At 32.9% G+C, this 13272-nt stretch carries 12 protein-coding genes; all 12 read left to right on the forward strand.

All coding sequences use genetic code 11. The features are described from left to right. The first annotated feature begins 59 nt into the window (after positions 1 to 59). The 12 genes from I3217_RS00610 (at position 60) to I3217_RS00665 (ending at position 13211) form a co-directional block, all read left to right on the forward strand. Positions 60 to 413, forward strand: a complete 354-nt coding sequence (locus I3217_RS00610) for a four helix bundle protein (RefSeq protein WP_435047779.1) — start codon at positions 60 to 62, stop codon at positions 411 to 413. 69 nt (positions 414 to 482) lie between these two features. Continuing rightward, on the forward strand, positions 483 to 1736 hold the full coding sequence (locus tag I3217_RS00615) for an ABC transporter ATP-binding protein (RefSeq protein WP_435047780.1): 1254 nt from the start codon (positions 483 to 485) through the stop codon (positions 1734 to 1736). A gap of 16 nt (positions 1737 to 1752) precedes the next feature. Further along, complete coding sequence (locus I3217_RS00620) at positions 1753 to 2895, forward strand: polysaccharide pyruvyl transferase family protein (protein WP_435047781.1); 1143 nt, start codon at positions 1753 to 1755, stop codon at positions 2893 to 2895. Position 2896: 1 nt separating this feature from the next. Next, the gene (locus I3217_RS00625; protein ID WP_435047782.1) at positions 2897 to 3778 is read left to right on the forward strand and encodes a glycosyltransferase; all 882 of its coding nucleotides are present in this window, start codon (positions 2897 to 2899) and stop codon (positions 3776 to 3778) included. Continuing rightward, positions 3779 to 4828 carry a hypothetical protein gene (locus tag I3217_RS00630; protein WP_435047783.1) on the forward strand — a complete coding sequence of 350 codons (1050 nt, stop codon included), beginning with the start codon at positions 3779 to 3781 and terminating at the stop codon, positions 4826 to 4828. Positions 4829 to 5183: 355 nt separating this feature from the next. Continuing rightward, positions 5184 to 5567 (forward strand): HU family DNA-binding protein, encoded by a 384-nt coding sequence (locus I3217_RS00635; RefSeq protein ID WP_435047784.1) that lies wholly within the window; start codon positions 5184 to 5186, stop codon positions 5565 to 5567. A gap of 1134 nt (positions 5568 to 6701) precedes the next feature. Then, positions 6702 to 7559: a class I SAM-dependent methyltransferase gene (locus tag I3217_RS00640; protein ID WP_435047785.1), complete on the forward strand. Its 858-nt coding sequence runs from the start codon at positions 6702 to 6704 to the stop codon at positions 7557 to 7559. A gap of 834 nt (positions 7560 to 8393) precedes the next feature. Further along, a complete protein-coding gene (locus I3217_RS00645) occupies positions 8394 to 9302 on the forward strand; it encodes a glycosyltransferase family 2 protein (RefSeq protein ID WP_435047786.1) in 909 nt (302 codons plus the stop codon). Beyond that, positions 9299 to 10462, forward strand: coding sequence for a glycosyltransferase family 4 protein (locus I3217_RS00650; protein ID WP_435047787.1), 1164 nt, complete (start codon positions 9299 to 9301; stop codon positions 10460 to 10462). Before I3217_RS00645 ends, I3217_RS00650 begins: the two co-directional genes overlap by 4 nt. Further along, the gene (locus I3217_RS00655) at positions 10455 to 11480 is read left to right on the forward strand and encodes a glycosyltransferase family A protein (protein ID WP_435047788.1); all 1026 of its coding nucleotides are present in this window, start codon (positions 10455 to 10457) and stop codon (positions 11478 to 11480) included. The genes I3217_RS00650 and I3217_RS00655 overlap by 8 nt, the downstream gene beginning before the upstream one ends. A gap of 40 nt (positions 11481 to 11520) precedes the next feature. Next, on the forward strand, positions 11521 to 12477 hold the full coding sequence (locus tag I3217_RS00660; RefSeq protein ID WP_435047789.1) for a glycosyltransferase family 2 protein: 957 nt from the start codon (positions 11521 to 11523) through the stop codon (positions 12475 to 12477). A gap of 29 nt (positions 12478 to 12506) precedes the next feature. Then, positions 12507 to 13211, forward strand: a complete 705-nt coding sequence (locus tag I3217_RS00665; RefSeq protein WP_435047790.1) for a cytidylyltransferase domain-containing protein — start codon at positions 12507 to 12509, stop codon at positions 13209 to 13211. The last annotated feature ends 61 nt before the right edge of the window (positions 13212 to 13272 follow it).

Raw genomic sequence — 13272 nt, forward strand, 5'->3', positions numbered from 1 at the left:
AGTATAGTGGTATAGTAGTGTGATGGAAGTATATAATTTTGAATTTAAAAGGAGTGAAAATGAATCATAAGGATTTAGATGTATGGAAGGAAGCTATGGTCTTAGTGGAGCTGGTTTATAAAATAACTACAACGTTTCCGAGCTCCGAATTGTATGGGTTAACATCGCAAATCAGGAGATCTGCAGTTTCTATTCCATCCAATATAGCAGAAGGAAGTGCCAGAAACGGATTTAAAGAATTATATCAGTTTATTGGTATAGCCATGGGATCAGCCAGTGAATTGGAGACTCAATTATTGATATCAGAAAAGCTCAATTATATATCAAGCGATTTTGAATTAGTGGAGAAGCAACTGCATAAAGTGCGTAAATTGTTAATAGGATATAAAAATTATATTAAGGCTAAACTTTAATCTTTTTAGATAAAATACATAGAAGGACAATTATTCCATTATGCGACTACGCGATTATACAATTAGACAATGACTATCTTAAAAGCCGAAAATATAAGTAAACAATACCGCCTGGGTACGATTGGAACCGGGACGCTGAGCCACGATTTAAATCGGTGGTGGCATCGTATTCGGGGTAAGGACGACCCATATTTAAAGGTGGGGGAAGTGAATGATCGCAGTACTGCCAGTACAAGCGATTATGCCTGGGCTTTGCATGATATTAATTTTGAAGTGCAGCAGGGGGAAGTGCTGGGTATTATCGGGAAGAATGGTGCCGGGAAGTCGACCCTCTTAAAAATATTATCCCGGGTTACGAGTCCAACGACGGGCGAAATTAAAACCCGCGGACGTATTGCTAGTTTACTGGAGGTGGGGACAGGCTTTCACCCGGAACTTACTGGACGGGAAAACATCTATTTAAACGGGGCGATTCTGGGGATGACCAAAGCGGAAATTAAGGCTAAGGAAGCCGAGATTATTGATTTTTCTGGTTGTGCCCGTTATGTAGATACCCCTGTAAAACGCTATAGCAGCGGGATGCGGGTGCGTCTGGCTTTTGCCGTAGCCGCCTTTTTAGAGCCCGATATTCTGGTGATAGATGAGGTGCTGGCTGTGGGGGATGCCGAGTTTCAGAAAAAAGCCATCGGGAAGATGCAGGACATCAGTACAAGTGAAGGGCGTACGGTGCTGTTTGTGAGCCATAATATGGCTGCGGTCAAAAATTTGTGTACGCGAGCAATTGTACTGGAGCATGGCAGGAGTGTGTTTGAGGGGGATGTGGAGGATGCTATTGATTTTTATGTGTCCAGAAAAGATACTACCGTTGGGTTTAATAGAAATACTATAAAAAAAGAGACTTCAGGAATATCGATTTCAAATATTAGAATTTTAAATCGTTTTGGGGAGGAAAAATCCACTGTATTGAGTGGTGATGAAATTTATTTAGAGTTATCAATTTTAAACAAAGCTCTTGAAGGTCCTTTTTCACTTGGAGTGGGAATTTATGATATTAACGATATGCCTTTAATACATTGTTCAACTGAAGTCATGGATAAATGTTATGATGATATATCAGAGACTTTTTCTGCAACTTTAAAAATTTTAAAATGGCCTTTAGTTCAAGGGGAATACTATATGAATTGTTATATTAAAAGGAATAGTGATTTACTAGAACATTTAGAAGCTTGTTTTTGGATTTCAGGGGAGAAGGGAGACTTTTATGGACATGGAAAATTACCAAGTTGGAAGAAAGGAGTGTACATAGATTATGAATGGCAATAAACAAGTAATTCATTTTTTGTCTGCAGCAGACAGGATTAATTATGGCGATTTATTATTTCCTATAATATTTAAAAAAGCCGCAGAAAAATTAGAAATACCAATAGTGTTTTATAATTATGGTTTGGTATCAAGTAACTTAAGTCATTTTGGGGCTTTGAAAACTGAATCCTATAAGACGTTTCTAAAGAGAGTTAAAAAAGAAGGAGGTAAAGTCGTAATAGGAGGGGGAGAAGTGTTTTTTCCTGACTGGACAAAACTGTATTCTTATATAAACCCGATGTACGTTAAATTATTAAAGAGTTATAAATTTAGAAAATTAAATACAAAGTATAATCTAGCAGCTAAATTATTATGTAGTAGAAGAGTAAGAGAACCATTTTGTCCAGCACAATTTGAATTATCCGATAAAGTAAAGATACACTATAATAGTGTAGGGGGAGTTATAAAAGAGGACTTTCCTAGTGAAAGACAGATTGAAATATCTAGGGCACTTCTATCTGCCAGTTCAATTAGTTTAAGGGATCGAAGAAGTTATGATTCCATAAAAAAGATAAAAGAGAATGCAGAACTTGTAGCAGACTCAGCAATTATAATGTCGGATTTTTTTACAAAGGATAATTTAATAGATTTATGTAGTTCTGCTTTCAATCCTCTAAATAATGATTATCTCTTTATTCAAATAGGAAAATATTATAGGCCTAAAAATTTAAATGCATTTGTTTCCAGTTTAAAGGAATTAAGTATACAGTTAGATGTTAAAGTTTTATTATGTCCTATAGGTTTGGCCTTAGGACATGAGGATGATATTGTCTTAAGACAAATTAGTACTTTGGAAGAAACGTTTTACTATTGCCAACCCCAAAATATTTTTGAAATAATGTATTGCATTAGTCATTCAAAACTGTATTTAGGAACAAGTTTACATGGAGCAATAACGGCCCAAAGTTTCGGAGTACCTTTTATTGGACTAAATCCTAGTATAGAAAAGTTAGAGAATTACAATACAACTTGGATGGGAGAAAAGTACAAAAACGTTCCAATGGAAGAATTAAACAAAATTGAAGTTAGATTGCGGAATTGGGATTTCAAATATGTAAATGAAAGAGTAAAGAAACAAAAGCAAAGTGTTTATAACAGGATATTTAATATTTTAAATTAATATGCTAGTTAATTTCATAATATTAAATTACAATTCAGCTATAGAAACAATTGAATTATATGATAAAATAAAGACGTCATATAAATTTCAATATCGGATAAGTGTTATTGATAATGCTTCTGATGATTTCCATAAAAAATTATTAATTGATAAAATAGCTATAGAAGATTTAATTATTAATAAAGTTAATCTTGGATATTCGGCAGGGAATAAATTAGGTATAATGAAGGCTATAGATTTTAATATACCATATGTTTTTTTACTTAATCCGGATATTCGAATTGAAGAGTCTACTGTACAGCATCTACTTAATGAAATTGAGAAAGATCCAAAAATTGCAGCAATAGGGCCAAGAATTTGTTATAGGTCAAATTTAAATAGAATATATTCAGACGGAGGGATTATTGATTTATCTTATGGTGTTTTTACTACACATTTAAATTATAATAAGTTAAACTCAGAAGTAAAGAATTTAAATACACCTCATATTGTTGATTATGTAAATGGAAGTGTCTTTTTAGCGAGGACTTCTGTTTTTAAAGAAATTGGATTTATGTTAAACGATTTCTTTTTGTATTTTGAAGAAACAGAGTGGTGTATAAGGGCTAAAAACAATGGATATAAATTGATGGTTGATTCGAGAGTGTCCGCTTATCATTTATCTAGTAAGAAAGGGAAAACTTATTATTATTACATGGAGAGAAATAGGTTACTCATGGCTAAATTACTTAAAATTAATTATAGTACGGTTTTGTTTAATTCTAATAAAGATATAGTTAAAGAATTAATAAAATGTATTAAACAAAGAAAATTCCCAGATGATATTTTAAAAGCTCGGATAAAGGGCTGTTTGGCAGGTTTTTTTCAGAGAATTAAGAATTAAATGAAGATTTTAATCCCGACATTAAAAGATAAAAATCCATTTTTTGATGAAATTACGCATTGTAGTATTCATGATTATTATTACGATGAAAATGCAGTAGATATTTCTGATTATGATCTCGTTTTAATTCATTGGCCAGAACAATTGTTTAACTGGAAGGAGCCTACAATTAACCAATTATTGGATTTAAAGCAAAAGTTGGCGTATTGGAAACAGAAGATTAAAATTGTTTATATGGTGCATAATTTGCAACCTCATGAAGGAGGTTCAGTTATGTTTACTAAATTGTATAACCTAATCATTTCCAATTGTGACGCTATGATTCATTTAGGAGAATTCAGTAAAAAGAAGTTTGAAAAGATATATCCAAAAAGAAGACATATAGTAATTTCTCATAGTTTATATAAGTGTAGTTATAAAATAGAAGATAAATTTGAGGCTAGAAAAAGATTAGGTTTTAGGAAGGACTCATTTATCGTAATTGCTCCTGGTAGAGTTAGAAATTTAGAAGAACGTAAATTAATTATTAAGTCATTTAAAAAGTTAAAGGTAAAACATAAACAATTAATTGTACCAAGGATGTTATGGAAAAAGTCTGATATAGAATTTAAAGGTAGATGGCGTTTAAGAAAAATAATAGATGTAAAAGATCTTATTGAACGACTATATAATTTCAACTGGAATAGAAGGTGTTATTTTAATTATGGATTTTTAGAACATAGTAAATTATCTGAATTAGTTTCGGCTGCCGATGTTGTTTTTATTCCAAGGTTTAATTCGTTGAATTCAGGGGTGCTGTTTTTGGGCTTAACGTTTGGGAAAGTAATTGTAGGACCGCGGACAGGGAATTTAACTGAAATACTTGACAAATATGAATGTTATTCTTTTAATCCAAATAATTTGAATGCGGTTATTGAAGCTTTAAATTCAGCGGCGAAGGATTGTGTATTTAGTACAAAAAAATTAGATTCTTTATTATTAGATGAACTAGAACCCATAAATTTGGCAAAAAAAATGGATAATTTTTTTATGAGTTTGGGGTTGAACTAGTTATAAATATGAGAAAATATTGTTTCTTTTTTTTAATCTGATATTTAGGTTTTTAAGGTTTTTTCCAAGTTATTAACAATTGGAGTGTTAATAGGTTAGCTTAAAAGGTATTGCAAAGTAAGAAAATAGCTTCTTTTTGTGGTTCAAATGTGCTTTTTTGAAGATTAAATGTTGGTGATTCGATAAATGGTGTGTTTTATGTAAGAAAAAACACATAAAAGTTAAAGTATTCTATTCCTTTGTTGTTTATAAGTTTTTTTATTAAGTGATTGGTTTTCAGTTACCTTTATAAGCATGAAGGCAATAGTGCCGGATTCGCCTGAATAAAAGGGCGTTACAAATACCCCAAATAAAAATGGTTAAATTCAAGACCATTGGCAAGAAAAATCCTCAGGATTTACTTGCACAGGAAAAGTTCTATGCACAGGCTGTTAGTGATGGCCGCTTAGATCTTAAAGCTTTGGCGCAACTGGCAGCCAGGCAAAGTACAGTAAGTCGTGCAGATTGTTATGCTGTACTTATTTCATTATCAGAATTGGTAACCTACCATTTGGCAGATGGTAAAATTGTCGATCTTGGAGATCTAGGCAGTTTTCGTATGTCGCTAAGTAGTGAAGGTGTCGAAACCTCTGAAGAGCTTTCGGCAAGTGCCATAAAAAAGGCGAAAATATTATTCTCGCCTGGTTCTGATTTAAAAGCTATGTTAAAGACTGTAAAATATACCAAAGTGTCCGCTTAGTATTGTTTTTAACATGAACCTAAAGGCCTCGGATATGCTCCAACATATTCGAGGTTTTTTTATGGTATTAAATGTATTTTTTTCTTTTTAGCCTCCCAAATTTTAGCTGTTAAATTCGATATACTGCAGTTAATTTTAAGAGTCTTAAAGACCGTTCTAAAAAACGTACGGTGAAGTTAACTAAACGCACCGCATCTTTTACTTAAAACCACCGCATGTTTTTATCATTCGCACCGTACGTTTTTTTACACCTCTCCGTTAGTTACTTTTTTTTAGGTGAAATTCACACGAATTATCAGCTCGAGTGCCGACGGCAGGAGCTATATCGAGACCGGGTTTCAAAATACTTCTTGATACAATTTTGCTCCCCTGCGCTCCACAAAATCACTCGAAGTGACACCTAGTAACTAAAGACTGCCAACTAAAGACTACTGACTAGCTACACGTTTCACGTCTCACGTACCAAATTTCACAATTTAATATGTTATGTCAGGTCGAGTGCCGACTTCAGGCGGTGTATCGAGACCGGTTTTCAAAATACTTCTCGATACAATTTTACTTTGTTACTCTTCGTGAAATCACTCGAAGTGACACCAAGCAATTAAAGACTACCGACTAAAGACTACTGACTGGCTACACGCTTCACGTCTCACGCATCACCCTTAACGATTTAATACGAATTATCAGGTCGAGTGCTGACGTCAGGCGGTGTATCGAGACTAGGTTTAAACTGTACTTCTCGATACAATTTCACTCCATTACACTTCGTAAAATCACTCGAAGTTACACCAAATTACTAAAGACTACCGACTATAGACTATAGACTATAGACTACAGATTGACTACACGCTTCACGTTTCACGAATCATATTCCAGTACATAACAATTTACTGTATCCAAGTATTGCTATATAAACTCTCTACACATTCCCCGTATCCATAATATCTTAGTAACATAAAAGTTTAAGTAATTTAGGTGCGTTTAGGTTCTATGCCGTGATAAAAATAGTAGTAGAAGCCAAATTCTTATTTTAAAATTATTATTTTAGATTAGAGTAGATAAAAAGGAGCTATAGGATTATAGATTCTTTTCTTTAAACAGATAATTAAAATTCCGATTTAAATATTAATCCCTATGGCATCTTTACATTCAGAAGTTAATACAGCAGTAAATAAAACACATTACGATTCTGTTTATAGCTGTGTAAATATTTCCGGTATTTTGAAAAAATTGGAATATTTAGATGCCTTTTTGGATGATGCTACAACAACTGATACGTCTTGGGTTTGTATGTACAGAGATGATTTTAAAAACAGTTTAAAAGGAAAAAAAGTTCTTGAGCTGGGCTGTGGCGATTGTACTAATGCAGCGGTCATGGCGGCTTTGGGAGCCGAGGTTTGGGCAAACGATATCTCTTCTAAATCGGGCGAGATTGTAAAAGCTTTAAATGCAAATTATGCTTTTAAATATCCTATACGTTATTTGGAGGGCGATTTTTTAAAGATTCCGTTGCCAGAGACCACATTTGATATTGTAATAGGAAAGGCATTTGTGCATCATTTAACACATGAACAGGAAAAGGCCTTTTTAAAGAGAATTGTAGCTATTTTAAAACAAACAGGGCAGGTAAGGTATGTTGAACCAGCTGTAAATAGTAAAATTTTAGATACTTTGCGCTGGATGATACCCGTAAAGGGAAGACCCTCGAGTTTACAATGCGCTAAATTTAAGGCCTGGAAGTTAGCAGATCCGCATCCGGACAGGAATAATAGTGGTAGGCATTACAGCAGAATAGGAGAAAAGTATTTTTCGCATGTTAAAGTATATCCTTTGGGTATACTGGAGCGTTTCCATCGCTTGTTCCCCAATGCAAGTTGGAACAGGGCGTTTAGAAGAAAGGCATTTATATGGGAACGTTACTTACCACATGTTATACGCTACTTCGGCGCCCGTACGCAAACTATAGAGTATAGGTGTCCGTTTCAGGACTAAGGATGTGTTTTCTTAAAGAGTTAGTTTTCTGATACAATTTTGTTCCACGATGTTTTTTAAAAAACACTCAAAGTAACAGGTTCTTTGTATAGGCGTATAATAGCATAATAGTGATTCGTTAATCGTGAGTGGCTAAACGTATTTGTCTAATTAAACGATTATATAAAATCCTGTTTCACGCATCACGCATCACCCTTAACGATTTAATATGGAATGTCAGGTCGAGTGCCGACGTTAGGAGGTGTATCGAGACCGGGTTTCAAAATACTTCTCGATACAATTTTACTTCGTTGCTCTGCGTAAAATCACTCGAAGTGACAGGTTCTTTTATAGGAGTATAATGGAATAATAGTTTGATAGTGAATCGTTAATCGTGAGTTGTTAAACGTATTTGTCCAATTAAACGATTATACAAAATCCCGTTTCACGCTTCACGGTTCATCTTTGACGATATCATCATATTACTAAGTGATTATTTATCAATTACACAACTATACTATTATACCATTCCTCGCTACACGCTTCACGTCTCACGCACCACGTTTAAGGGTTTTAATATAGAATGTCAGGTCGAGTGCCGACTTTAGGCGGTGTATCGAGACCGGGTTTACATAGTGCTTCTCGATATAATTTTACTTCGTTGCGCTTCGTAAAAATCACTCGAAGTGACACCAAATAACTAAAGACTGCCGACTAAAGAATACTGACTGGCTGCACGCTTCACGTCTCACGCTTCACGAATCACGTTTTATAAATAAAAAACTACACTCTAAAGGGAGCGGACTACAAACAATTTATTATATTAGAACACAGCTATTAAAAACTACCCAGTCTATGACCAACTCACCATTGGTGTCCATTATTATTCCTACCTACAACCGTGCGCATCTTATAGGGGAGACGCTAGATTCTGTTTTGGCACAAACCTATACGAACTGGGAATGTATCGTCGTGGATGATGGCAGTAGCGATTCGACATCAGAAGTTATGACTAACTACTGCGCTAAGGATGCCCGTTTTCAATATCATCACCGCCCGGCAGACCGCTTACCAGGAGGAAATGCCGCCCGGAATTATGGTTTTGAGTTGAGTAAAGGGGAATTTATTAATTGGTTGGATAGCGATGATTTAATTGGAGAAAGAAAACTGGAGTTACAGGTAGAAAAAATATTTAAAATAAAAAAGTCAATATCAATTTGTTATTGGAAGAGATTTGTTAAAACACCTCAAGAAGATGAAAAGCAATGGAGTAATGTAAGTTATACTGATTACATTGTTCCTAGTAAGATTTTGGTAGATTTTGGTATAAATAGAACTTTTTTACCATCTCATTCATATTTGATTTCCCGTGATGTTGTTTTAAAATCAAATTTATGGAATGAAAGTTTGAGTGTTAATCAGGATGGAGAATTTTTTACAAGAATTATATTAAACGCAAGTTTTATAGGGGTAGTTAGAGATATACTAGTATTTTATCGAAGACAAGGAAAGGACTCAAAGAGTAAACTAGAAAATAATAGATTTAAAATTCAAGAATCTATTAAATCTTGGAGGATAATACAAAATATTTTAATTGAATATGGAATTGGATTACCACATCCTTATTTAGAAAATGCTAAAGATTACTTATACGATATAGTTAAACAAAAATATCCGTATTTAATAATATATTATCTGATGTTTTTTAAAAGTGCAATAAAAAGAGGCTCAATTTTGTTTAAATTAAAAGAAAAGATATTTTGAAAAAAATATTAATATTGGGGCCCTTTGGTGATTATGGAGGGAGAGATGTCGAAGTTAATATCATTGCGAAAGCCTTATGTAATAATTATAAAGTTAGAATTGTTTCAACTAGTTATATGACAAATAATTCTTTTGCTTTAAATGAAATACATGAAAAAGTTCAATCTTCAACTTTGGATAAGATTATTACAGATAGATATAGAATAATTAGAATATTAGCTTTTCTAAATGCTTTTAAAAATGGTAATACCAAGCATTTTTTTGGATATGCTTCAAACACTTGGGCTAAAAGGTATTTTAACTATTATAAAAAGAGGTTGAAAGTTCTTTATGATATATTATTGGAAAGTAATTTGGTTATTATGCCAGTACAGCTTTCTTCTTTATATTTAAAAGAAACAATACTTTTTTGTGAAACTAACAATATACCTATATTAGTAAGAACAACGGGAACAATTTTTAATGTTCCCAAAAACATAAAATCAATTTTAAATAAAGTAAATTTTTTTATTCATCATTCAAAAGCAAATGCTCGTAATTTAGAATTTTTTCTCCCTCATAATTATGTAGTAATAGATCAGTGTTGTACGTGTGAATCTCAACTTTTGAAATTGAAAATAAACAATCAGGGGCCATTGAAATTTGGTTTTTTAGGTCGTTTAAGTGAAGAAAAACAAATAATTCCGTTAACTAAAATTTTTATTGAATTGGGATATTCTTTTTTTATTGCAGGAGATGGACCTTTGCTTGGAGATATATTAAAAATGATTGATAAGGCTCCGAATGTTTTTTATTTAGGATTGGTAGAACATGGACAATTAGCAGATTTTTTTAAGTTGATAGATGTGTTGGTTGTTGCATCTAAAGAAGAAACGGGACCATTAGTTGGTTTAGAAGCCATGGCAGCGGGTAAGATTATAGTTTCAACACCTGTAGGTGCTATGATTGAACGGTTAGAAATGTCTAATAATTCATTTTGGTTTTCTCAAGATAATTTAGCTTCAATAGAACAAATAATTTTTAAACTAAATAAGTTAAAGGGGGATGCTGTTTGTAAAATTGGACTTGAAAATAGAAATTTATATTTGAAACAATATTCAACACATATTATTAAGAGAGAATATCAAAATATAGTTAGTTTAGTTGTTAATAATGCGTAAAGGTGTCAATCCTAATAAAAACAGAACTTTAGAAGCATTTGAATATATTCATCAAGTAGTACTGCCTGTATATATTCCTAACCAAGAGGGATATTTTAAAGATGCTTTAAAGATTTTACAATGTTGTTTGGAATCTTTATTTAAAACCATACATAAAAAAACGTTTATTACGGTAGTTAATAATGGTAGTTGTATGGATGTAACAAAGTACCTTCAGGAACTTTATTCAAAAGGACTTATTCAAGAACTTATTCATACCGGAAACATAGGTAAAATAAATGCTATTAATAAGGGGCTTTCTGGAGCTAGAATTGAATTAATAACAATTGCGGATGCAGACGTTTTGTTTTTAAATGATTGGCAAACAGAAACTATAAGAATTTTTAACAATTTCCCTAAAGCGGGTGTTGTAGGTATAGTTCCTCAATTTAAAATGTATGCTGATTTATGCAGTAATTTACTTTTTGAACATTTTTTTTCAAAAAAATTAACTTTTACTAAAGTTGTAAATCCTGAGTCTATGCAGCATTTTTACAAGAGTATTGGCTGGGATAATAACTATAATCAAGATTTTTTAAAAGTAAAACTTTCTATCGAGAATAAATTGGGTTTTAAAGCTATAGTAGGTTCAGGTCATTTTGTTGCTACTTACAGGTATTCAGCTTTGGCAAAGAGACCCGTTGAAGTAACTAATAAAAAAATGGGTATGATGTTGCGTAAATATTTTGATGAACCAGTATTAAAAATAGGTGGTTGGAGGTTGACTACTGAAAACAATTACGCGTATCATATGGGGAATGTACATGAACCTTGGATGGATGAAGTGTTTGACAATCTCAAGCAATTTGAAGGTGAAATGTTAAGTTATACCTATAAACCGCTTACAACCTCTTATTTGTCTTATTTTATGAAAAACCATTTGTTTCGAAAACTTATGGAGAATAAGAAATTTATCAATTGGTTTATTAAGTTTAAGGGGTTGCCTAAGGAAATGACAAAAAGACGTTGGCATTATTGATTTTTTACTCGAATAAAAAATTTAGCTTAATAGTAAATATATGGTCTCCATTATAATTCCTACATATAATAGAAAAGAATTGTTGACAGAAACAATTGATAGTATTCTTAAGCAAGATTATAAAAATTGGGAATGTATTGTTGTAGATGATGGTGGGGTAGATGATACATCAATTGTGATGAATGAGTTTTCTTTAAGAGATTCGCGTATACGTTACTATAAAAGGCCAGATAAATTGATAAAGGGAGCTAATGCCTGTAGAAATTATGGATTTAGATTGAGCAAAGGTGATTACATACAATGGTTTGATGATGATGATATTATGTTACCAGGTTTTTTAAGTAAAAAGGTAGCGCTTTTTAAACCAAATTTAAAGCTATTGATAACAAGTGGAGAAGTGGTTGACCGAAATTTAAATCATAAAAAGTTTTTAAATGTATTTGATACAGATAATGTTTATTATGATTTTGTTTTAGGAGGATTAGATGTAATTACACCAACTGTGATTTTTACTAGGGAGTTTTTGAAAGGTAGAGCGCTATTTAATGAGTCGTTGACAAAATGCCAAGAAATGGAGTTTTATAGTCGTTTGTTTTTTAAATTACATAGGGATGACTACGATGTTCAAAACATTAGTTTGTATCAGTACCGTATGCATGAAGATGGTTCATCTTATAAAAATCAACTTTCATATAATCCATTTTATAAAACGTCTGAAAATTATGCTTTAGCCATGAATTTAGAAAGAGCTATAGAATTAGATGATACTGATTTGATAAGAAGTTCTTATAGGATGTTAATAAATCAATTTTATAGAGCTGTGATTAATAAGGATGAAGAGAATTTGATATATATATTGGAGGTAATAAAACAGAATTTGAAAGCGAAGAATGAAAAGGTTGTTAAAGTATTGATTTTTTTATCTAAACTTTCTTTTTTGTCGAGTTTTCCAAAGTTTAGATGGGATAAAGTTCTAAAGAAGGTACCGGTAAATTAAATTTCATGGCAAAAACAGTTAAAGCAAGTATGAGTTCAAACCGAATTATAGTTATTATACCAGCCAGAAGGGATTCCAAGCGGTTGCCTAAAAAAAATGTGAGCGTTTTAGGCGATGCGCCTTTGGTGGCGCATAGTATAGCGTATGCCCAGAGCCATCCTGATTTAGCAGATGCTGTTTATGTTACTACTAATGATCCTGAGGTTAAAGCTATTGCAGTTGCTCATGCAGCACAAGTTGTAGATAGACCTGAGGTGTTGTGTGGTGATACCGCCACTACTGTTTCGGCTTTAAAACATGTGTTAGAAACGATTGCTTGTGCTTGTGAGTATGTGGTGGTGTTGCAGCCTACGAATCCTTTGAGGCCAAAACACCTTTTGCAAGAAGCTTTGGAAATTTTTGAAGAAGGAGGGTATGACAGCTTGATGACTGTGAGTAGAAATCAGCAGAAATTTGGTACTTTGGAAGGTAATACGTTTGTCCCCTATAATTACGCGTTGGGACAACGCAGTCAGGATTTGGAACCTTTGTATTATGAAAATGGCTTGTTGTATATTTCTAGTATTGAGAATATTAAAAAGGGAAGGCTTTTAGGGGATAATCATTACGCTATGGTAGTAGATCATCCTTTTGCTAAGATAGATATAGATACTTTAGAGGATTTTGAATATGCGGAGTTTTTGCTGGAAAGGGGGCTTCGACAGGCTCAGCCTGACAAGGAGGGGGAAGCTTAAACAGCGAAGCATTATAGCATTATATTAGAAATTGTATTTACTAATAGGAACAATTAAAAAT

Source organism: Formosa sp. S-31 (genome assembly GCF_051172795.1).
Lineage (GTDB): Bacteria > Bacteroidota > Bacteroidia > Flavobacteriales > Flavobacteriaceae > Formosa.